The organism is Bordetella genomosp. 2 (assembly GCF_002261345.1).
GTDB lineage: Bacteria > Pseudomonadota > Gammaproteobacteria > Burkholderiales > Burkholderiaceae_B > Bordetella_A.
This window is the reverse complement of the sequence record NZ_NEVT01000009.1, coordinates 320,846-341,165: the sequence shown is the minus strand read 5'-3', so window position 1 is coordinate 341,165 and position 20,320 is coordinate 320,846. Positions and strand designations below refer to the sequence as shown.

Genomic DNA, 20,320 nt, shown 5'->3' with positions numbered 1-20,320 from the left:
TGGGCGGGCGCGCCCGCCCGCGCCACGCGCGGCGGCCGGGCCCGCCGCGTCAAGACGCCGTGGACGGCCGCGGCCGCGCCATGCGCAGCAGCGGCAGGCCGGCCGCCAGCACCACGATGCCCAGCAGCGCCCCCAGGCCGGCATAGCGCGCGCTCGACCACACCAGGCCGGCGCAACTCAGCGCGAACAGCAGGGGCGTGAGCGGATACAGCGGCACGCTGAACGGCCGCGGCCGGTGCGGATCGAGGCGCCGCAGCCGCCACACCGAGGCCGCCACCAGCAGCATGAAAAACCAGAATACCGGCGCGGTATAGGCCACCATGGCCTGCACGCCGTTCTCCGCCAGGGCGCCGAAGCCCACCAGCGCCAGCGTGATGGCTCCCTGCGCCAGCAGCGCGGCCGAGGGCGCCTGGCCGCGCGCCGACCAGCCGCCCAGGCGGCGCAGCGCGGGGATGTCGTCGCCCAGGGCCACATAGACGCGCGCGCCGGTCATGATGGTGCCGTTGATGGTGCTCAGCGCCGTGCAGCACACCAGCAGGCTGAGCAGGATCGCGGCATACGGGCCGGCGGCGATGCGCATGACGTCGGCGCCCACCGCGCTGGCCTGGCGCAGCCCGTCCAGGCCGAAGATCTCCAGCAGCGCCAGGTTGGTCAGCAAGTAGATCCCCGTGACCACGGCCGTGCCGATCAACAGCACCCGGCTCATGTTGCGGGCCGGGTCGCGCAGTTCGCCGGACAGATAGGCGGATTCGTTCCAGCCGCCGTAGGTCAGCAGCACATAGACCATGCCCATGCCCACCAACCCGAACACGCCGCCCGGCGCCGGCGGGGCGGCGGCGCCCAGCGCCCGGGCCGGCGCGTCGCCGGCCAGCATGCCGGCCACCACCATTGCCGCCAGCGCCGTCACGGTCAGCGCGGTGAAGACGAGCTGCAGCCGCTTGGTCGGTTGCGTGCCGGCGATGTTCAGGGCGGTCAGCGCCACCACGGCCAGCGCCGCGTGCAGGGCCGCGCCATAGCGTCCCAGGTCCAGCAGCTGCTGCGCGTAGTCGCCATAGATGAACGCCACCGCCGCGATCGCGCCGGTCTGGATGACCGTGCAGCGCGCCCAGGCGAACATCAGGCCCGTGCGCGCGCCCCAGGCCAGGCTCAGGTAGCGGTATTCGCCGCCGGAGTCGGGGTAGGCGGACCCCAGCTCGGCGTAGCACAGCGCGCCCAGCAGCATTACGCCGCCGCCGGCCAGCCACAGCGCGATGTACATCATGGGCGAACTGGAATGCTGCGCGACCAGCGGCGGGAAGCCGAAGATGCCGATGCCGATCACCACGCCGACCAGCACCGCGACCGCATCCAGCACCGACAGCCCGGCATGCGGGGCGGCCGCCTTCACGGGCGGGCTCATTGCTGCGACTGGCGGCTGGCCCGCCAGCCTTGTTCGCTGCCGGGCTCGGCCAGCGCGACCATGGTCGCGCCGTCGACCTTGCCGAGGAATTCCATCGGCTGGCCGCCGTCGTCCAGCACCAGTCGCAGGCGGTCGCCGCGCAGCGCGGCCGCCGTCACCCCCAGCGGCGCGTCCCCGCGCCGGGCCGTGGCGGTGATCTTCTGGAAATGCTGCTGCACCTGCAGCGTGATCGGGCCGCGCGGATGCTCGATCCGCCAGGTGCCGGCCACCCGCGCCGGCACGATCCACAGGTACAGCGAACGGCCCTCGACGCTTTCGTAGCGGTCGCTGTCCCAGTCGTCCATGGTGAAGGCGTGCGACACGACCCGCGTGCCCGGCGCCAGGGTGCTGAGAATGCGCGGGCGCAGCTTCAGGTTGACGTCCGGCAGCAGGTACATCGTCAGGACCGTGGCCTTGGAGATGTCGGTCTTGAACAGGTCCTGCTGCACGAACCGCACCCGGTCCTCCACCCCGGCCTTGCGGGCATTGGCGCGCGCTTCGGCGATGCGCTCGGGGTCGATGTCGATGCCGGTCGCCTGCCGGGCATTGCGGTCGCGCACCGCGGCGATGGCGATCCGGCCATCGCCCGAGCCGAGGTCGATGACCGTGTCCTGCGGCCCCACGTCGGCCATTTCCAGCATCTTGGCCACGGCGTGCTCGGGCGTGGGCACGAACGGCACGTCCAGCTGCACCCGCTCGCCCTGTGCCCAGGCGGGGGTGGCGGCCAGGACGGGCGCGGCGGCCAGCACGGCCGAGCCGGCCAATGCGGCGAGAGTGTGGCGACGGGCGGCCCGGTACGGTACCGCGGCGGGCGGATTGGACGGCATGTGGATCTCCGGTGGGGTGCCACCGGCCCGGCAACACCGGGGCTGCGGCACGTTGCTGACAATGAGCTGAACAAATCATCAGTGCTACGCTCGGATCTTTCAACCCCTGTTACCTCTCGTCTCAGCCGCGCTGCGCCGCGACATTAGGGCGTGTCCGGGTAGCCAGGGGCACGGTTGTGTTCTACAACGCAGCACCAGCGACCGGCCCGCAGAGCCGGTCCTTCCTTATCTAATAAAAGAAAGGAGACGAGTTCCATGGCCGCCGCTTCCGCCAGTACCGATCTGGTGTTCGACTACATCGTCGTGGGGGCCGGCTCGGCCGGCTGCCTGCTGGCCAACCGCCTGTCGGCCGACGCGGACAAGCGCGTCCTGCTGCTGGAAGCCGGCGGCCGCGACAATTGGCACTGGATCCATATCCCGGTCGGCTACCTGTATTGCATCGGCAACCCGCGCACCGACTGGTGCTACCGCACCCACCCCGACCCGGGCCTGAACGGGCGCAGCCTGGGGTATCCGCGCGGCCGCGTGCTGGGCGGCAGCTCGTCGATCAACGGCATGATCTACATGCGCGGCCAGCGCGCCGACTACGACGGCTGGGCGGCGCTGGGCAACCCCGGCTGGAGCTGGGACGAGGTGCTGCCGTTCTTCAAGCGCAGCGAGGACCATCACGGCGGCGCCAATGATTTCCATGGCGCGGGCGGCGAATGGCGGGTCGAGCGCCAGCGCCTGTCCTGGGACCTGCTCGACGCCTTCCGCGCTGCCGCCGCGCAGGCCGGCATCCCTTCGGTGACCGACTTCAACCAGGGCGACAACGAGGGCTGCGACTACTTCGAGGTCAACCAGCGCCGCGGCGTGCGCTGGAGTGCCGCCAGCGCCTTCCTGAAGCCCGCCGCCGGGCGGCCCAACCTGCGTATCATGACCGGCGCGCGCGTCTCGCGCGTCGTGTTCCAGAACCGCCGCGCCGAGGGCGTGGCGTTCCGGCTGGACGACGGCAGCGAGCAGATTGCCCGCGCGCGCGCCGAAGTCATCCTGGCCGCCGGCGCCATCGGTTCGCCGCAACTGCTGCAGGTGTCCGGCGTGGGGCCGGCCGCGCTGCTGCAGGCGCGCGGGGTGCCGGTGGTGCACGACCTGCCCGGCGTGGGCGAGAACCTGCAGGACCACCTGCAATTGCGCCTGGTCTACCGCGTGACCGGCGCCAAGACCTTGAACGCGATTGCCGGCACGCTGTGGGGCAAGGCGTTGATGGGGGCGCAGTACGCCTTGTGGCGGCGCGGCCCGCTCAGCATGGCGCCTTCCCAACTGGGCGCGTTCGCCCGCTCGGGGCCCGAGCACGAGCGCGCCAATGTGGAATATCACGTGCAACCGCTGTCGCTGGAAAAGTTCGGCGACCCGCTGCACGCCTTCCCGGCCTTCACCGCCTCGGTCTGCAACCTGCGGCCCACCAGCCGGGGCCATGTGCGCATCACCAGCCCGGACGCCGGCGAGCATCCGGAGATCCTCTGCAACTACCTGGCCACCGAGGCCGACCGCCGCGTGGCGGCCGAGAGCATCCGCCTGACGCGCCGGATCGTGGCGCAGCAGGCACTGGCGCGCTATGCCCCGGAGGAATACAGGCCGGGCAGCGCCATCGAGACCGACGCGGACCTGGCGCGCGCGGCCGGCGATATCGGCACCACCATCTTCCACCCGGTGGGCACCTGCAAGATGGGCGTGGACGCCCTGGCCGTGGTGGATCCGGAATTGCGCGTGCACGGCCTGCAAGGGTTGCGGGTGATCGATGCGTCCATCATGCCCACCATCACTTCGGGCAATACCAATTCGCCCACCGTCATGATCGCCGAGAAAGGCGCGCACATGCTGCGATGAGCCGGCGCGTCGTCCCGCCCGCGCGGCCCGTGCCGGGCCGCTGCGGTATAGTCCGACAGTTTTCCGTCACACGCGGCAGCGCCGGCCTCGCAGCCTGCCGCTCGCTTGTTCCTGGGTTGTCCTCTCATGCCTGACGTCATCGAAATCGTCGCCACCGTCTTGTTCGCGGTGGCGGTTATCCATACGTTCTCGGTTCCCGTTTTTGCGCGGCTGGCGCACCGCAATGGGCCGCATGCGGGGTGTTGGCACCTGTTGTCGGAAGTCGAGGCCGTGTTCGGCGTCTGGGCCTTCGTGCTGCTTGTCTGCATGGCGCTGCTGCGCGGCAGCGACGCCGCCATCCAGTACATGGACACGCGCAATTTCACCGAGCCGCTGTTCGTGTTCGTGATCATGGTGGTGGCCGCCAGCCGGCCCATCCTGGAGCTCGTCGGCCTGGTGGTGCGCGCCCTGGCGCGCCTGCTGCCGCTGCCGCGCGAGGTCGCCACCTTTTTCGTGGTGATGTCGGTGGTGCCGCTGGGCGGGTCGTTCATCACCGAGCCGGCCGCCATGACGCTGGCGGCCATCCTGCTGCGCGACGGCTACTTCCGGGCGGCCGGCCATACGCGCTTCAAGTACCTGGCGCTGGGCGTGCTGTTCGTCAACGTGTCGATCGGCGGCGTGCTGACGGCCTACGCGGCGCCGCCGGTGCTGATGGTGGCTTCCACCTTCGGCTGGGACTCGGCCTTCATGGCCACGCACTTCGGCTGGCGCGCCGCCATCGCCGTGCTGCTCAATGCCGCCATCCTCACCTGGATCTGCCGCGACGCCCTGACCAGCCACAGCATCGGCACCGGCAGCGGCGTCAACGCGTCCGACGACGAGCCGGCCCGGCGCCCGCCCGTGCCGCTGGCCGTGATGGCGATCCACCTGGTGTTCCTGGTGGGCGTGGTGCTGACCGCGCACCACCCGGCCGTGTTCCTCGGCCTGATGATGATGTTCATCGGCTTTTCGCACGCCTACCGCCGCCACCAGGACCGTCTGCTGATCCGCGAAGGCCTGATGGTGGGCTTCTTCCTGGCGGGCCTGGTGGTGCTGGGCGGGCTGCAGAAGTGGTGGCTGCAGGACCTGCTGGGCGGGCTGGAGCCCACCGTGCTGTTCTGGGGCGCCGCCGCCCTGACCGCCATTACCGACAACGCGGCGCTGACCTACCTGGGGTCGCTGGTGGAAGGCACCAGCGACCTGTGGCGCTACATGCTGGTGGCCGGCGCGGTCACGGGCGGCGGCCTCACCGTCATCGCCAACGCGCCCAACCCCGCCGGCTATGCGATTCTGCGGCCGTATTTCCCCAACGAGGCCATTTCGGCGGGCCGGCTGTTCCTGTCGGCCCTGCTGCCTACCCTGGTGGCGGCCGGCATGTTCCTGCTGCCGCTGGGACGCTAGGGCGGCGGGGTGCAGCCCCGCCGGGAAAAACCGCTAAAATTCAACACTTTCCCGTATTGATCCGGCGCCGCCTGGCCGCTGCCCGCTTGTCGCGGGTGGTGAAATGGCGGTTTTTGATGCGCCGGTGCGCCTGGAAACCCCCACCATGCCTATCTACGCCTACAAATGCAGCGCCTGCGGCCATGCCAAGGACGTGCTGCAGAAGTTCTCCGATGCGCCGCTGTCGGTCTGCCCCGAATGCGGCCAGGACACCTTTGCCAAGCAGGTCACGGCCGCCGGCTTCCAGCTCAAGGGCTCCGGTTGGTACGTCACTGATTTTCGCAATGGCTCGGGCGGCCAGGGCGCGGCCAAGTCGGGCGGCGCCACGGCCGACAGCGGGGCCGCCAAGGCCGACGCTCCCGCCAAGAGCGACAGCGCCGCGCCGGCCGCGTCCACGCCGGCGCCCGCGGCCTCGGCCTGATACGCCACAGGCCGATGGGCATGCGCGTCATCAAGAAGTACTTCATCACCGGGCTGCTGATCTGGGTTCCCCTGGTCATCACCGTCTGGGTGCTGGGCCTGCTGGTCGCCACCCTGGAGGGCTTCGTGCCCAGCTTCTTGTCGTCGCAATCCCTGATGGGCATCGATATCCCCGGTTTCCGGTTCGCGCTGGTGATCGTGGTGGTGCTGCTGACGGGCGTGTTCGCCGCCAACCTGCTGGGCCGCACCCTGCTGGAGCAATGGGAGGCCCTGCTGGGCCGCATCCCGCTGGTGCGTTCCATCTACAATTCGGTCAAGCAGGTCAGCGATACGGTGCTGGCGCCCAACGGCCAGGCGTTCCGCCAGGCGGTGCTGGTGCAGTATCCGCGCGCCGGCTCGTGGACCATCGCCTTCCTGACCGGCACGCCCGGCGGCGAAGTGGCCGGCTACCTGCCCGGCGACCACGTCAGCGTGTACGTGCCCACCACGCCGAACCCCACCTCGGGGTTTTTCCTGATGATGCCGCGCGACCACGTCATCGAGCTGCAGATGAGCGTGGATGCCGCGCTGAAGTACATCGTTTCCATGGGCGTCGTGGCGCCGCCGGCCCAACCGGCCCCGGCAGCCGCCCCCATCCCGGCGGCCCCTTCCGCCGATTCGTAACCTTTTACGCTGAACACAGCACCTAGGAGTCATCCCGCAATGCGTACCTGCTACACCGGCGAGGTTTGCCGCGATCATCTCGGCCAGACTGTCACCTTGTACGGCTGGGTGAACCGCCGCCGCGACCACGGCGGGGTCATCTTCATCGACCTGCGCGATCGCGCCGGCCTGGCGCAGATCGTGTTCGATCCGGACAATGCCGCCTTCGCCACCGCCGAACGCCTGCGCAACGAGTTCTGCATCCGCGTCACCGGCCTGGTGCGCCTGCGTCCGGAAGGCACGGCCAACCCGGAGCTGGCCTCGGGCGAAGTCGAGGTGCTGTGCAAGGAAGTCGAGATCCTCAACGCCTCGATCACGCCGCCGTTCCAGCTCGACGATGACAACCTGTCGGAAACCACCCGCCTGACGCACCGCGTGCTGGACCTGCGCCGCCCGCAGATGCAGCGCAACCTGATGCTGCGCTATCGCGTCTCGATCGAGGTGCGCAAGTTCCTCGACCAGCTGGGCTTCATCGACATCGAGACCCCCATGCTCACCAAGAGCACGCCGGAAGGCGCGCGCGACTACCTGGTGCCTTCGCGCGTGAACGCCGGGCACTTCTTCGCGCTGCCCCAGTCGCCGCAGCTGTTCAAGCAGATGCTGATGGTCTCGGGCTTCGACCGCTACTACCAGATCACCAAGTGCTTCCGCGACGAAGACCTGCGCGCCGATCGCCAGCCGGAATTCACCCAGATCGACTGCGAGACCTCGTTCCTGAACGAGGTCGAGATCCGCCAGATCTTCGAAGACATGATCCGCCACGTCTTCAAGACGGTGCAGGGCGTCGAACTGCCGTCGCCGTTCCCCATCATGTCCTGGACCGAGGCCATGCAGCGCTACGGCTCCGACAAGCCCGACCTGCGCGTCAACCTGGAATTCACCGACGTCACCGACGTCATGCGCGATGTCGACTTCAAGGTGTTCGCGGCCGCCGCCACGGCGCCGGGCAGCCGTGTCGTGGCCCTGCGCGTGCCCGGCGGCGCCGAGCTGTCGCGCAGCGAGATCGACGCCTACACGCAGTTCGTGGGCATCTACGGCGCCAAGGGCCTGGCCTACATCAAGGTCAACGAGGCCGCCAAGGGCCGCGAGGGCCTGCAATCGCCCATCGTCAAGAACCTGCACGATGCCGCGCTGGCCGAACTGCTCAAGCGCAGCGGCGCGCAGGACGGCGACATCATCTTCTTCGGCGCCGACCGCGCCAAGGTGGTCAACGACGCGATCGGCGCGCTGCGCGTCAAGATCGGCCACAGCGAGTTCGGCAAGAAGGCCGGCCTGGCTTCCGACGGCTGGAAGCCGCTGTGGGTGGTGGACTTCCCCATGTTCGAGTACGACGAGGAAGACGGCCGCTACACCGCCGCGCACCATCCCTTCACCAGCCCCAAGGACGGCCACGAGGATTTCCTCGAATCCGATCCCAGCAAGGCCTACGCCAAGGCCTACGACATGGTGCTCAACGGCTGGGAAATCGGCGGCGGCTCGGTGCGTATCCATCGCGAGGAAGTGCAGAGCAAGGTGTTCCGCGCCCTCAAGATCGGCCCCGAGGAAGCCCGCGAGAAATTCGGTTTCCTGCTCGACGCGCTGCAATATGGCGCGCCCCCGCATGGCGGCATCGCCTTCGGCCTGGACCGCATCGTCACCATGATGACCGGCGCCGAATCGATCCGCGACGTCATCGCCTTCCCCAAGACCCAGCGCGCGCAGTGCCTGTTGACGCAGGCGCCGTCCGAGGTCGACGAGAAGCAATTGCGCGAGCTGCACATCCGCCTGCGCAATGTGGAAGTGAAGTAAAGTAATAGCAGACGCCGGGCGCCGCCGCACGGGCGGCGCCGGTCCGCTTCCCGGGGCGCGCGGCCCGCGCCGCCGCCTCCGCACTGAAAGGGCGCCATTCGGTTTATGTCGCTTATCCGCGTAGTCAGCTACAACATCCACAAGGGCCGCTCCTCACTGGGCCGGCGCGAATCGCTGAACGACCTGCGGCTTGGCTTGTACGGCCTGCGTCCCGACCTGGTCTTCCTGCAGGAAGTGCAGGGCCGCAACGAGCACCAGTCGATCCTCGACGCCCAGCACGAGTCGCTGGCCGCCGCGCTGCGGCTCGACGTGGCCTATGGCTGCAACGCCATCCGCAACCGCACCGACCACGGCAATGCGCTGCTGTCGCGCTACACCATCCTCGAACACGAGAACCAGGACATCTCCGACCACCGCCTGGAGCAGCGCGGCCTCTTGCACGCGCGCATCCACGTGGACGGCCGCGACGTGCATTGTTTCGTGGTGCACCTCGGCCTGTTCGCCGGCAGCCGCAGCCGGCAGATCTCCGCCCTGACCGAACGCATCGCCCGCATGGTCCCGGAAGGCGACCCCATCCTGGTCGCGGGCGACTTCAACGACTGGGGCGACCGCCTGGCGCCGCTGTTCGTGCAGCAACTGGGGCTGTACGAAGTGTTCTCGCATGCCCCGCGCACCCACGGGGGCGAGCTGCCGCGCCTGCGCGACTCGGTCAGGCGCCTGGGCAACGCGCTGCGCGGCGTGCCGAATAACGTGGCCATACTCGAACGCAGCAACCAGCTCGGCATGGGCGGCGCCTACTGCCCGCTGCCGCCGCCGCGCACCTTCCCGGCGGTGTTTCCCTGGTTCCGGCTGGACCGCATCTACCAGCGCGGCTTCGCCGTGCGCAGCGCGCGCGTCCTGCGGGGCCGCGAATGGGCCCGCCTGTCCGACCACGCACCCTTGCTGGCGGAGCTCGAGCTGCCGTGAAGGCCGACATCGTCAAGCTGGACTGGACCGACGACAACGCCATCGAACTGCTGCAGAATGGCGCCGATTTTTTCCCGGCGCTGTGCCGCGCCATCGACGCCGCGCGCACCAGCGTGCATCTCGAAACCTATATCTTCCTGCTCGACCGCACCGGCCGGCGCGTGCTGCACAGCCTGGAGCAGGCGGCGCGGCGCGGCGTCAAGGTGCGCGTGGTGCTCGACGGCTTCGGCAGCGCCGAGACGGCCCAGGGCATTGTCGACCGCATCGTGGCGGCGGGCGGACGCGGCCGCATCTATCGTCCCGAACCGCCCTGGTACGCGCGGCTGGTGCCGTCGCGCAGCCGCCTGCGCCGCTTGCATCGCAAGATGGCGGTGGTGGATGGCGAGGTCGCCTTCATCGGCGGCATCAATATCGTCGACGATTTCGACGACCTGGATCCGGTGGACGGCATTCCGGGGCCGCGTTTCGACTTTGCGGTGCAAGTGCGCGGGTCGCTGGTGGCGCGCGCGATCCACGCGCAGGACTTGCTGTGGGTGCGCATGAACTGGGCGCGGCTGCGCCGTCACCCGCGCGACTGGGTGCGCATGCGGCTGGGCCGGCCGCCCACGCCGCCCGCGGAATCGGCGGACGGCCAGCGCGCCGCCCTGGTGCTGCGCGACAACCTGCGCTTCCGCCAGACCTTCGAGCGCGCCTACTTGTACGGCATCCAGCACGCGCGGCGCGACATCCTGATCGCCAACGCCTACTTCTTTCCGGGCCGCAAGTTCCGCAAGGCGTTGCTGCAGGCCGCCGCCAGGGGCGTGCGGGTACGCCTGCTGCTGCAGGGCAAGGTCGAATACCGCATGCAGTATCACGCCACGCGCGCCCTGTACGACCAGCTGTTGCGCGGCGGCATCGAAATCTACGAATACATGCCGGGCTACCTGCACGCCAAGGTCGCGGTCATCGACAACATGGCGACCGTGGGGTCGTCCAACCTGGATCCGTTCAGCCTGCTGCTGGCGCGCGAGGCCAACGTGCTGGTCGACGACCAGCCGTTCGCCTGGGACCTCCAGCACCGCCTGGAGGACGCCATCGCCGACGGCGGGCGCTTCGTGCGGACGCTCGACTACCAGCGCCGCGGCTGGCTGCGGCGCTGCGCGGACGCGGTGTCGTACACCTTGCTGCGCATCGGCGTGGCGCTGACGGGGCGCGCCGGGGAGTACTGAGTCAGGCGCGGGGCTTGCCTTCGCCCATGGTCAGTTCACACTGTCGGCCAGGTGGTTCCGGGCAATCAGCCGGGAGGCATTCATGAGCTGTCGGGCGTCCATGATCGCCACGGTACTGGATTGGCCGGCACGATGTGCGCGCCGTTCTTGCCGAACATGGCCGAGCCGGGATCGGCCGGGCCAGCGCGGCCACGGCTCCGCATGATGGGTGCCGTGGCGCTGTCATGTGGCAGCCGGGTCCGCCTTCTTCAGCGTTTGCAGTGCCAGCCTGGCCGCGTCGACAACCTGGGTCCACTCGGGTTTCGCCAGATACTCTGCATCGCTCAGGTTGACGCCATACTGGGTCAGCAGCGCGTCAAGGGCCTGGGCGACGGAATGGACCGCGCGTGCCTCATCATCGTTGAAAAGGAACACGCCGATCGACTTTTCTGGTGTGCTGGCCAAATCCGTATCGTCGAACAGGAAATGCAGCGCATAGTCCAGTTCATCGTGCTCGACGCCGGGGTAGGGTTCGCCTCGTACCCATACCTTCTGCTGGTAGTCCCTGTCGGCCAAACCGTCCAGATATTCCAGCAGTTCTTGCCGCATGTTCGGATACATCAATCCGGAGTGTTCCAGGTCTTCCATTTTTCATATTCGCTGAGAGGGATGTGTGACAACTCCGGGTTCGCTTTAACGCTGCCGGTGCCGGGCAACGGCAGGCCATCGCGACCCAGTACACGTCCGTTGGAGCGGACCACCACGTGATCGACTTGCTGGGTCGGGTAGGTACTGAGCGGGTTGCCTTGATCGATCCGGACGCCATTGCCGGGATTCGACGGATCTTGCCAGCGATAACCGGCACCCTTGCGGTTCGGCAGTCCTTCCCCCCAATCCTTCGGAATTTTATCTTGCGCGGTGCGTGACGGGCTCCACGGCCGCGTGGAGGGACCTTTGGCCGCGGTGGTGTCTGCCGCCTGCCGCGGCGTTTGCGGGGTTTCCGCGGCCGGCCGCGGCGTCGACCGCCCCACCGGCCGCGGCGCCAGCCTGCTCGCGCCGCGCGTCAGCAGGCCGATCAGCGCGCCCACCCCGATGGCGGTGACGCCCTCGGCGAACTGCCTGGCTGCCTCGTTCAGCTCGAGTTCGCTGGAGGCATTCATGGTCAGGTTGAAAAAGCGCGCCAAGTACTTGATGCCGTCGAAGATGGCCCAGCCCGCCAGCGCGAAGCCGATGGCCAGCAACGCCGCGTCGGCCACGAAACCCACTCCCACCGCATGCGAGCCGGCCCACACCACCAGCACGCCGACTATCGTGGCCAGCGTTCCCGGGTCGAGCAGCTTGTCCCGCACTTCGCGGGCCATGGCGTCCGACATATGCTCCGTCGAGTGGCGCAGCACGTAGCCGAAGCGGTCGGCCAGCGACCATTGCGAGACCGGGCCCGGCGGGTTCTCGGCCGGGCTGATCGGCTGTGTGTTGCCGGTGCCGTCGTTGCCCGACGTGTCGGGCAGCGCCACCGCGGCGATGTGCCCGTACTGCATCAGGGTCACCATCTGGTCGGTGGTCTGCTGCGGCGAATAGTGGCCGCCGACCGAGCCGGTGCACACCAGCTGGCGGTACAGCGTGGCCAGCTTGGTCAGCGAGCTGTCGTTGCGCAGGTGCGGATACAGCACCGCGCGCAGGCGCGAGGCGTCGCGGATGATCAGCGCCGGCGCGATGCCGTCGAAGACGTGGTTGGGGCCGATCAGCAACAGTTCGCCGCCACCGCGCAGAGCGGCGACCTTTCCCGATCTTTCGAGTGATCTGACGTCCATGGGGCTGCCGTTGTGGGAGGGAACCGGTGCAGCGCGCCCCGGCGCGTGCCGCGCCGGGGCAGCGGCATGCTAGCAACCTTTGCCACGGAGCATCAGGCAACTACAAAATTTGTCTCGCTTGTTTCAATTTGACATTGCGGCGCCTGTCTCCGCGCAGGAGCATCAACTTGCCTGGGCCCGCGGCCTCGGCCAGCGCACCAGCCCCAGCGCCAGGGCGGTGCCCACCAGGATCACCGCGGCACCGGCCAGGATCTGGCCGGTGACGACTTCGTCCAGGAACCACACGCCCCACAGTACGCCGAACACCGGCACCAGGAAGGTGACGCTGACCGCGCCGGTGGGGCCGACGCTGGCGATGAGGCGGAAGAACATGATGTAGGCGATGCCGGTGCACAGCAGGGCCAGCGCCACGGTGGCGCTCCAGGCCTGCCACGATACCGGCTGCGCGGGCCAGCCGGCGATGGCCAGCGGCGCCAGCACCAGCGACGCCGCCACCATGCTGCCGGTGGCGTTCGACAAGGCATCCACTTCGCCCAGGAAGCGCTTGGTCCAGTTGGCGGCAATGCCGTAGAAGAGCGGGGCGGAGACCGCCGCCAGCACGGCGGGCCCATCCCCGCCGGCGCCGAAATCGAGCTTGTCCCAGACCAGCACCACGATGCCGAGCAGGGCGATGGCCAGGCCCAGGGCGCGGGTCCAGGGCAGCTTGTCTTTCAGCCACAGCCAGCCGATCACGGCGCCCCATACCGGCGTGACGGCGTTGGCCACCGACATGAACCCCGCGCCCAGCGACTGCGCGGCGTACGCATAGAGCAGGAAGGGGATGGCGGAGTTGAGCGTGCCCACCACCAGCACGGCTTTCCAGTGCCGCGCAATGACGGGCAGCTTGCCGCGCAGCAAGGCCAGCGGCAGCAGCGTCAGCGCCGCCAGCCCGACGCGCAGCTCCATGAGCGGCCCGGGGCCGAATTCGGGCACGGCGACCCGCATGAACAGGAAAGAGCCGCCCCATACCGCTGCCAGCAGCAGCAGGTCCAGCAAGTCGCGATGACGCATGGATCAGGTTCCGATCAGTGTTTGCGCCGGTTGGTGGCGCGGGTCAGGACGTTCTTCATTTTGACGCGATGCGCCAGGTAGGCGCTGCCCAGCGCCAACGCCGCGCAGGCCACCAGGCCGATGCGCACCCCGTCCAGCACCGAGCTGCGCGAGATGGCGATGCCGACCAGCGCCGTGCCCGCCGCGCTGCCGATGGCGCGCGTGGTCTGCACCAGTGCCGAGGCCACGCCCACGTCGCGCCGTTCGCTGAGCATCTGCATGAACAGCGTCAGGTTGGGCAGCATGAACCCCAGCGCGATGCCGTTGACGAAGAAGGCGGCCAGGATCCAGGTCGTGGAGGTGTCCGGACCGAACATCAGCACCATCAGCGAGCCGGCCGCCAGCAGGCAGCCGCCGAACACCATCAGGCGCTGCGGCTCGCTCTGCTTGGGAAAGAGCTGGCCATTGACGATGCTGCCGATCGGGATGGCGGCCACCAGCGGCGTCAGCAGCAGGCCCGCCTGGCTGGGGGTGTAGCCCATTTCGTGCTGCAGCAGCAGCGGGCTGTAGAAGATCAGGATGAACATCACCGCGCCCACCGCCAGGCCGGCCAGGTTCAGCAGCTGCGGTTCGCGGCTGGCGATCACCCGCAGCGGAAATATTGGCGAGGCCACCCGCCGTTCGTAGGGCAGCAGCAGGGCGATGGCGGCCGCGCCCGCCAGGGCCAGGGCCAGCGCCAGCATGGGGTGCGCGTGTTCGCCGGGGGCGAAGGCCAGCTCCATGGCCGCCAGCGGCGCGCCCACCGCGACCACCAGCAGGATGCTGCCGACCCAGTCGACCCGCTGGCCGCCCTGGGACGCGTGCAGCGGGCGGATGCGCGGGAAATAGCGCGCCAGCAGGAACAGCGCCGCCAGCGCCGCCAGCGGGGAAATGAAGAACGCGGCCCGCCAGCCCAGCGCCTGCGTGGCCGCGCCGCCCAGCAGCGGCCCGATGCCGCTGGCCATGGCGAACGCCGCCGACACCAGCGCCAGCCAGCGCACGCGCTCCTTGGCGTCGGGGAACAGGTCGGCGGGAGCGGCGAAAGCGGTGGCGATCATCATGCCGCCGCCGATGCCCTGCAGCGTGCGAAAGGCGATGAGCTGCAGCATGGATTGCGCCAGGCCACAGGCGATCGAACCGAGCGCGATGATCGATACCGACAACAGCATCAGCGGCTTGCGGCCGAACAGGTCGCCCAGGCGGCCGAAGATCAGGATCGAGGCGGCGGTGGCCAGCAGGTAGCCGGTGCCGACCCACGCGTACAGCGCCATGCCGTTGAGCGCCGCCGCCACGCGCGGCAAGGTGGTGCTGACGATGGTCGAGTCGAAGGCGGCCAGCACCACGGTGGCCGAGACGCCGGCCATGGCCATCAGGAGGTCGCGCCGCGAGCGGGGAGGGTCGGAAGGGGGAGTGTCGGGCGCAGGTGAGGCTGGCGTCGTCATGGCGCCAAGCATATCACCAGCCTGTTAGGGATAACACTTATTTGTAGAAGGCGTGATACCCCAGGATCACCAGCACCACGGCGGCCACCGCCAGCCAGGACCAGCGCGACGCGGCCAGCCCGCGTTCCGGCTCTTCGGGCTCGGGCGGCGGCGCGGTGCGCGGCAGCTTGGCCATGTGGTCGATGAACGCCGCGAAGAACTTGCCGACCAGCTTGCCGCCGGCCTTCATCAAGGCCGGCTCGCCCACCTTGCCAAGCGTGCCGCCGGCCATGGCGGCCACGGTGTAGGCCAGCCGGGTGCCGTGGTCCTTGGGCGACAGGGTGACCTGGGCGGTGCCGATGGCCAGGCAGGCGGTTTCGCTCTTGCCTTCGAAGGCCAGCGTACAGCTATGCGGCGGGTTGAGGTCGGAAAGCAGGATCTCGCCTTCGTAGTCGGCATCCATGCCACCCACCGTGGCGTGGATGGCCAGTGCGTATTCGGTGGGGGTTCGTCGTTCCACCTTGACGCATCCTGGCAGACACTTCTGCAGCACCTCGGGATCCAGCAGGGCATCCCAGGTCTGGTGCTGCGTGGCGGGAATCCATTGAGCATCGGCAATGCGCATGACAGTCTCCTTGCGAGCCTGTGGACCCTTTTGTCAACCGCTTTGGAACCTATTCTGGCGCTAAATGCCGGGTTTGACTAGGGTTTGGCGCAGACAATGCGGTGAATAGCGCAATCAAAGTGATATACAGGCTGACCGAGCGCATGCCCCGGAACATCAGTTCGGTCAGCCCGAACACCGCAAAGCCCAGGCACACCGCCAGGCCCATGGCGGCCGCGACGCGCTCGGGCTGGGGCACGCGTAGGCTCAGCCGGCGCGCGAACAGCCATGCCGGCGCGAAGTACAGCATCAGCAGCGCCACGCCGCCGGGCAGGCCGTAGGTGACCAGCGCCATCAGGATGTCGTTGTGCGGCTCGCCGAAATCACGCGCCACGTACGACGAGACCGCGCCCGCCGCGGCGCGCTGCTGCAGTGCGTCGTTGAAGCTGGAGCCGCCGCCGATGCCCGACCAGGGGTCGCTCTTGATCATGTGCCATGAGGCGCCCCACAGCTGCAGGCGAATGCACATGGAGGTATCGGCGGTGGGGTCGACCGTCATGCACTGCTGGATTTCCTGGGCGCCCTTGAGCACCCGGTCGCGCAGCGCCGGGCTGGACGCGCCGATGGCCAGCGCCACCAGCCCGATGCCGGCCAGCGCCGCCAGGGCCCGCAGCGGCCGGCGCAGCCATCCCGCCAGCGCCACCCCGATGAGGGCGAATACGGGGATCGCCATCCAGCCGGTGCGAGTCTGGGTCAGCACGAAGCCGGCGAACGTGAGCGCCGCCACGGCGATTTTCAGCGCGCGCTCCGCCCGCGGATGGCGCGTCAGCTGCCAGCCCACGCTATAGACCGCCAGTACGGCCATCAACAGCATCAGGTTGCCGTAGCCGACCGCGTTGAACTGGGGCGTGAGCGGACGCTTCAGCGCCGGGCCGGCCAGGTAGGCGACAATCGCCGTGGCCAGCACGCCCGCCGCCAGCGGACCCCAGGCAGACTGGCGCAGCCGCTCGCGCTCCACCAGCAGGAAGGCCGCCGCCAGGCAAGGGAAGCCCAGGGCGATGCGCAGCCCGCGCTCGACCTCGGCGCCGCCCCATTCGGCATTGAGCCACTGGCTGAGCAAGGCTGCCGCCAGCGGCAGGCACAGCGCGGCGATCAGCCAGCGATAGGGCCGCATGGGCGCCAGGCGGCGCGGCGCCGGCGTGGCCGCGATAATGACGAGACAGGCGAGCGACAGCAGATAAAACAGCCCGCTGCCGCCGCCCACGGTCAATGTCAGCACGGGCAGCAGGCCCACCAGAACGGTGACCAGCAGGGAAGCATGGCGTAGAGTGGAATGCGTCATGGAGATGGCCGTCCGGGCCGCTTGCAGCATGAAGGGCTACCGTCTGCTGCAACAAATACTACAAGATAATGCAAATGAAATAAAATATAACCAATTGCCCAGGATTTGCATCGAGAATACGCAAAGGAGGACGGGCAATGGTGCAGCTTGAGTTACCGGACGTACCGAATGGAAGGCTGCAGCGCCGCTGAATGGGCGTTTTGCGCGGCAAGTATAACTGAGATGGCGTAATTTGCCGGCAAATAGGCGCGAAACTCCCGCTTGCAGGGCCGGTCGGCAGACTAACATCTGCGGACCAATCCAGTATCCGGAAACACCACGCAAGGGCGCCAACCCATACAATCCGCCCGGGATCGGCTCCGGGCCGGTCTTTACATAGCCTTGATATGCAATATCTGTTGACAGCGTTCCTTACCTCGCTGGTGTTCACTGCGCTGATTGTCCGGTGCCGCTTCTGGCACAACGGCCTGACCATCGACTATGAACTCGACGGCGTACAGAAGTATCACGCCAAGCCCGTGCCGCGCATTGGCGGCGTGTCGCTGGTGGTCGCCATGGCGACCACCTGTATGGTGGCAGCCGTGCGCGAACCGCAGGAGCTGCCCGAACTGCTGTTGCTGATGCTGGCGGCCGCGCCCGCCTTCCTGGGCGGGCTGGCCGAGGACCTGACCAAGAGCGTGCGGGTGCTCACCCGCCTGCTGCTGGCCATGGCGTCCGGGGCGCTGGCCTACTTCCTGCTGGGGGCGGCCGTCACGCGGGTGGACATCATCGGCCTGGACTGGCTGTTGCAGTTCGGCATCGTCTCGTTCGTCTTCACCATGGTGGCCATCAGCGGCGCGGCCAACGCCCTGAACATCATCGACGGCTACAACGGCCTGGCGGCGGTGGTGTCGGCGATGATCTTCGCCGGCTTCGCCTACGTCTGTTTCTATGTGGGCGACCGCATGCTGCTGATCGTGGCCCTGGGCATGCTGGGCGGCGTGGTCGGGTTCCTGATCTGGAATTATCCGCGCGGCCATGTTTTCCTGGGCGACGGCGGCGCCTATTTCCTGGGGTTCATGATCGGCGAGCTGTCCGTGTTGCTGCTGGCGCGCCACCCCGAAGTGTCGGCCTGGTTCCCGCTGCTGTTGTGCATTTATCCCATTTTCGAGACGTTGTTCTCCATTTACCGCAAGCGCTGGCTGCGCGGCCGCTCGCCCGGCGCGCCGGATGGCGTGCACTTGCACATGCTGATCTACAAGCGCGTGGTGCGCTGGGCGGTAGGCTCGCGCGAGGCGCACCACCTGACCTGGCGCAATTCGCTGACGTCGCCGTACCTGTGGCTGCTGTCGTCGCTGGCGGTGATCCCCGCGGTGCTGTTCTGGCAACTGCCCGTCATGCTGATGGTCTGTGTGGCGGCGTTCTCGGTGACCTACGTGGTGCTGTACCGCCGCCTGGTGCTGTTCCGCATGCCGAAGTGGATGGTGCTGAAAAAGAAAAAGCGCCACAGGGCCTGAGACAGTACGGCATGGTGATATTCGTACGCTCTTATATTGCCGACCTGGATGCGCGCCTGGGCAAGTATTTCAAGGCGCTGGATACGGCCGGCCTGTCGTGGCGCTTCATCGGCTGGAACAAGACTGGCGCGGCCGCCGCGCCGGATTCCCGCTGCGACTATTTCGAGCGGCGTGCGCGGCTGGGAGCAGGCTGGTCGAACGCGGCCGCCCTGCTGCTCTGGAATCTGTACATTCTGCGGCAGTTGGTCCGCCATCGCGCGCGCGCGCAGGTGGTCCATGCCGTCGATCTCGACTGCGCGCTGGCCTGCTGGCTGTTTTGCGCGCTGTTCCGGCGCCGCCTGGTGTTCGACATCTATGACAAGTACACCGCGGTGCGCAACATCGGTGGCTGGCCCGGGCGCATCCTGGATGCCCTGGAACGCCGCCTGGCCCTGGGGGCCCCGCTCACGCTGCTGGCCAGCGAGGAGCGGCTGGCGCAGCACGGCATCCCGGCCGGCCGCGGCAACGTACTGGTGCTGGAGAACGTGCCGCATGTCGACATGCCCGAGCCGGCGCCCAGCCCGGCCCGGCCGCCCTGGAAGATCGGCTATTTCGGCGTGCTGGAGGCGCGCCATCGGGGCCTGGAGGACCTGCTGGTCGTATGCGCGGGCCGCGACGATGTCGAACTGCACGTCGCCGGCTACGGCGCGCTGCAGGAAGACTTCGCCGCCGCCGCGCGCCGGCACGCCAACGTATTCTTCCACGGGCCGATGCCCAGCGAGCAGGGGCTGGCGCTGATGGCGGACACCGACATCATCGCGGCATGCTACTACCCCTCGGTCTCCAACCATGCCTACGCCTCCCCCAATAAATACTATGAGCACCTGATGCTGGGCCGCGCCCTGGTCACTACCAGCGACACGCCGCCCGGACGCCGGGTCCAGGCGCACGGCACCGGGTGGGCGCTGCCGCCGGGGGCGGACGCGCTGCGCCAATGGCTGGCCGGGCTTACCGGGCCGGCGGTGCGCCAGGCGGGGGCCCAGGCGCGCGCGCTATGGCGGCAACGCTATGCCTCGTACTTCCAGGAGTATTACTGCGGGGTCTATGTGGCGCGCATCCGTGCGCTGCTGAAAAGGGGCGGCGCATGACGCATGAGCATCCGCCCGCCGTCTCGATCGTCATGCCGGCGTACAATGCCGGGCGTTTCATCGGCGCGGCGATCGATTCGGTCCTGGCCCAGACCTGCCAGGACTGGGAATTGATCGTCGTCGATGATGCGTCGACCGACGGAACCGCCGGCCTCGTGCGCGCCTACCAGCAGCGCGACGCGCGCATTCGCCACGAACGGCAGCCGCGCAACCAGGGCGTCGCGGCGGCCCGCAACCGTGCCCTGGAAATGGCGCGGGGCCGCTATGTGGCGTTCCTGGACAGCGACGACACCTGGGAGCCCGCCAAGCTGGCGCGCCAGCTGGCCTTCATGGAGCAGTCCGGCGCGGCCATTTCTTATGCCGCCTACCTGCGCGTCGACGATGATGGCCGGGAGCTGTCCCGGGTGCGCGTGCCCGCCGTGGTCCGATATGCCGATATGCTCACGTCGAACCACATCGGCAATCTGACCGGCATTTTCCGGCGGGCCGAGCTGGCCGACTTGCGGTTCGAGCCGGTGCGCCACGAGGACTATCTTTTCTGGCTGCATGCCATCGAGCGTGTCGGCGAGGCCCGCGCCACGCCTTCGGATGAGCCCCTGGCGCGTTACCGCGCCAGCGCGGGCTCGCTGTCCGGCAACAAGCTGCGCGCGGCCGGCTGGCAGTGGCGCATCTACCGGCAGACGCTGGGCTTGTCGGTGGCACGCAGCGCCTGGCTGTTCGCGTGCTACGCGGTCAATGCGCTGCGCAAGCGCTGCGCATGGTGCGGCATGTTTCAATGACTGGTCATATTCAAGTGGAA

General features: G+C 68.5%; 18 protein-coding genes. 10 read left to right on the top strand and 8 right to left on the bottom strand.

Annotated features, from left to right (window positions below):
* Nucleotides 1-49 precede the first annotated feature (49 nt).
* Together CAL24_RS23045 and CAL24_RS23040 are read right to left on the bottom strand one after the other, a co-directional pair.
* Nucleotides 50-1,399: an APC family permease gene (locus tag CAL24_RS23045; protein WP_094808033.1), complete on the bottom strand. Its 1,350-nt coding sequence runs from the start codon at nucleotides 1,397-1,399 to the stop codon at nucleotides 50-52.
* Nucleotides 1,396-2,265, bottom strand: a complete 870-nt coding sequence (locus CAL24_RS23040; RefSeq protein WP_051439414.1) for an SAM-dependent methyltransferase — start codon at nucleotides 2,263-2,265, stop codon at nucleotides 1,396-1,398. Before CAL24_RS23040 ends, CAL24_RS23045 begins: the two co-directional genes overlap by 4 nt.
* Nucleotides 2,266-2,520: 255 nt before the next feature.
* Between CAL24_RS23040 and CAL24_RS23035 the strand changes: the two genes are divergently transcribed.
* The 7 genes from CAL24_RS23035 to clsB all read left to right on the top strand — a co-directional run bounded on the left by CAL24_RS23035 (nucleotide 2,521) and on the right by clsB (nucleotide 10,673).
* Nucleotides 2,521-4,131 (top strand): GMC family oxidoreductase, encoded by a 1,611-nt coding sequence (locus CAL24_RS23035; RefSeq protein WP_094808032.1) that lies wholly within the window; start codon nucleotides 2,521-2,523, stop codon nucleotides 4,129-4,131.
* Nucleotides 4,132-4,257: 126 nt separating this feature from the next.
* Nucleotides 4,258-5,550 (top strand): putative Na+/H+ antiporter, encoded by a 1,293-nt coding sequence (locus CAL24_RS23030; protein ID WP_094808031.1) that lies wholly within the window; start codon nucleotides 4,258-4,260, stop codon nucleotides 5,548-5,550.
* 145 nt (nucleotides 5,551-5,695) lie between these two features.
* Nucleotides 5,696-6,010 (top strand): FmdB family zinc ribbon protein, encoded by a 315-nt coding sequence (locus CAL24_RS23025; RefSeq protein ID WP_094808030.1) that lies wholly within the window; start codon nucleotides 5,696-5,698, stop codon nucleotides 6,008-6,010.
* A gap of 20 nt (nucleotides 6,011-6,030) precedes the next feature.
* Nucleotides 6,031-6,672, top strand: a complete 642-nt coding sequence (locus tag CAL24_RS23020; RefSeq protein ID WP_028354466.1) for a DUF502 domain-containing protein — start codon at nucleotides 6,031-6,033, stop codon at nucleotides 6,670-6,672.
* A gap of 39 nt (nucleotides 6,673-6,711) precedes the next feature.
* The gene (gene aspS, locus CAL24_RS23015; protein WP_094808028.1) at nucleotides 6,712-8,499 is read left to right on the top strand and encodes an aspartate--tRNA ligase; all 1,788 of its coding nucleotides are present in this window, start codon (nucleotides 6,712-6,714) and stop codon (nucleotides 8,497-8,499) included.
* A 105-nt stretch (nucleotides 8,500-8,604) separates the two neighbouring features.
* Entirely contained in the window at nucleotides 8,605-9,465 is an 861-nt protein-coding gene (locus CAL24_RS23010) for an endonuclease/exonuclease/phosphatase family protein (RefSeq protein ID WP_028354464.1), read from the top strand.
* Nucleotides 9,462-10,673 carry a cardiolipin synthase ClsB gene (clsB, locus tag CAL24_RS23005; RefSeq protein ID WP_028354463.1) on the top strand — a complete coding sequence of 404 codons (1,212 nt, stop codon included), beginning with the start codon at nucleotides 9,462-9,464 and terminating at the stop codon, nucleotides 10,671-10,673. Before CAL24_RS23010 ends, clsB begins: the two co-directional genes overlap by 4 nt.
* 222 nt (nucleotides 10,674-10,895) lie before the next feature.
* Here the strand turns inward: clsB and CAL24_RS23000 are convergent, their stop codons facing one another.
* From CAL24_RS23000 to CAL24_RS22975, 6 genes are all read right to left on the bottom strand, one after another.
* Entirely contained in the window at nucleotides 10,896-11,300 is a 405-nt protein-coding gene (locus CAL24_RS23000) for an SCO4402 family protein (RefSeq protein WP_028354462.1), read from the bottom strand.
* The gene (locus tag CAL24_RS24250; protein ID WP_212591754.1) at nucleotides 11,273-12,463 is read right to left on the bottom strand and encodes a hypothetical protein; all 1,191 of its coding nucleotides are present in this window, start codon (nucleotides 12,461-12,463) and stop codon (nucleotides 11,273-11,275) included. The genes CAL24_RS23000 and CAL24_RS24250 overlap by 28 nt, the downstream gene beginning before the upstream one ends.
* A gap of 162 nt (nucleotides 12,464-12,625) precedes the next feature.
* Complete coding sequence (locus CAL24_RS22990) at nucleotides 12,626-13,513, bottom strand: DMT family transporter (RefSeq protein WP_028354461.1); 888 nt, start codon at nucleotides 13,511-13,513, stop codon at nucleotides 12,626-12,628.
* 14 nt (nucleotides 13,514-13,527) lie between these two features.
* Nucleotides 13,528-14,901, bottom strand: coding sequence for an MFS transporter (locus CAL24_RS22985; RefSeq protein WP_038853495.1), 1,374 nt, complete (start codon nucleotides 14,899-14,901; stop codon nucleotides 13,528-13,530).
* Between the two features lie 109 nt (nucleotides 14,902-15,010).
* Complete coding sequence (locus CAL24_RS22980; RefSeq protein WP_028354459.1) at nucleotides 15,011-15,577, bottom strand: CoxG family protein; 567 nt, start codon at nucleotides 15,575-15,577, stop codon at nucleotides 15,011-15,013.
* Between the two features lie 49 nt (nucleotides 15,578-15,626).
* The gene (locus CAL24_RS22975) at nucleotides 15,627-16,898 is read right to left on the bottom strand and encodes an O-antigen ligase family protein (protein WP_051439421.1); all 1,272 of its coding nucleotides are present in this window, start codon (nucleotides 16,896-16,898) and stop codon (nucleotides 15,627-15,629) included.
* A gap of 386 nt (nucleotides 16,899-17,284) precedes the next feature.
* Between CAL24_RS22975 and CAL24_RS22970 the strand changes: the two genes are divergently transcribed.
* From CAL24_RS22970 to CAL24_RS22965, 3 genes are read left to right on the top strand one after another with little or no spacing between them, the layout of a single operon-like run.
* A complete protein-coding gene (locus CAL24_RS22970) occupies nucleotides 17,285-18,394 on the top strand; it encodes an MraY family glycosyltransferase (RefSeq protein WP_028354457.1) in 1,110 nt (369 codons plus the stop codon).
* Between the two features lie 11 nt (nucleotides 18,395-18,405).
* On the top strand, nucleotides 18,406-19,521 hold the full coding sequence (locus tag CAL24_RS24205; RefSeq protein WP_170947156.1) for a hypothetical protein: 1,116 nt from the start codon (nucleotides 18,406-18,408) through the stop codon (nucleotides 19,519-19,521).
* On the top strand, nucleotides 19,518-20,300 hold the full coding sequence (locus CAL24_RS22965; RefSeq protein ID WP_170947155.1) for a glycosyltransferase family 2 protein: 783 nt from the start codon (nucleotides 19,518-19,520) through the stop codon (nucleotides 20,298-20,300). The genes CAL24_RS24205 and CAL24_RS22965 overlap by 4 nt, the downstream gene beginning before the upstream one ends.
* Nucleotides 20,301-20,320: the final 20 nt, after the last annotated feature.

What these genes read in the sequence shown, in the direction of transcription:
- CAL24_RS23045 (WP_094808033.1), bottom strand. Translation starts at nt 1,399, where the DNA reads ATGAGCCCGCCCGTGAAGGCGGCCGCCCCGCATGCCGGGCTGTCGGTG.
- CAL24_RS23040 (WP_051439414.1), bottom strand. Translation starts at nt 2,265, where the DNA reads ATGCCGTCCAATCCGCCCGCCGCGGTACCGTACCGGGCCGCCCGTCGC.
- CAL24_RS23035 (WP_094808032.1), top strand. Translation starts at nt 2,521, where the DNA reads ATGGCCGCCGCTTCCGCCAGTACCGATCTGGTGTTCGACTACATCGTC.
- CAL24_RS23030 (WP_094808031.1), top strand. Translation starts at nt 4,258, where the DNA reads ATGCCTGACGTCATCGAAATCGTCGCCACCGTCTTGTTCGCGGTGGCG.
- CAL24_RS23025 (WP_094808030.1), top strand. Translation starts at nt 5,696, where the DNA reads ATGCCTATCTACGCCTACAAATGCAGCGCCTGCGGCCATGCCAAGGAC.
- CAL24_RS23020 (WP_028354466.1), top strand. Translation starts at nt 6,031, where the DNA reads ATGCGCGTCATCAAGAAGTACTTCATCACCGGGCTGCTGATCTGGGTT.
- aspS (WP_094808028.1), top strand. Translation starts at nt 6,712, where the DNA reads ATGCGTACCTGCTACACCGGCGAGGTTTGCCGCGATCATCTCGGCCAG.
- CAL24_RS23010 (WP_028354464.1), top strand. Translation starts at nt 8,605, where the DNA reads ATGTCGCTTATCCGCGTAGTCAGCTACAACATCCACAAGGGCCGCTCC.
- CAL24_RS23000 (WP_028354462.1), bottom strand. Translation starts at nt 11,300, where the DNA reads ATGGAAGACCTGGAACACTCCGGATTGATGTATCCGAACATGCGGCAA.
- CAL24_RS24250 (WP_212591754.1), bottom strand. Translation starts at nt 12,463, where the DNA reads ATGGACGTCAGATCACTCGAAAGATCGGGAAAGGTCGCCGCTCTGCGC.
- CAL24_RS22990 (WP_028354461.1), bottom strand. Translation starts at nt 13,513, where the DNA reads ATGCGTCATCGCGACTTGCTGGACCTGCTGCTGCTGGCAGCGGTATGG.
- CAL24_RS22985 (WP_038853495.1), bottom strand. Translation starts at nt 14,901, where the DNA reads ATGGCCATGGCCGGCGTCTCGGCCACCGTGGTGCTGGCCGCCTTCGAC.
- CAL24_RS22980 (WP_028354459.1), bottom strand. Translation starts at nt 15,577, where the DNA reads ATGCGCATTGCCGATGCTCAATGGATTCCCGCCACGCAGCACCAGACC.
- CAL24_RS22975 (WP_051439421.1), bottom strand. Translation starts at nt 16,898, where the DNA reads ATGACGCATTCCACTCTACGCCATGCTTCCCTGCTGGTCACCGTTCTG.
- CAL24_RS22970 (WP_028354457.1), top strand. Translation starts at nt 17,285, where the DNA reads ATGCAATATCTGTTGACAGCGTTCCTTACCTCGCTGGTGTTCACTGCG.
- CAL24_RS24205 (WP_170947156.1), top strand. Translation starts at nt 18,406, where the DNA reads ATGGTGATATTCGTACGCTCTTATATTGCCGACCTGGATGCGCGCCTG.
- CAL24_RS22965 (WP_170947155.1), top strand. Translation starts at nt 19,518, where the DNA reads ATGACGCATGAGCATCCGCCCGCCGTCTCGATCGTCATGCCGGCGTAC.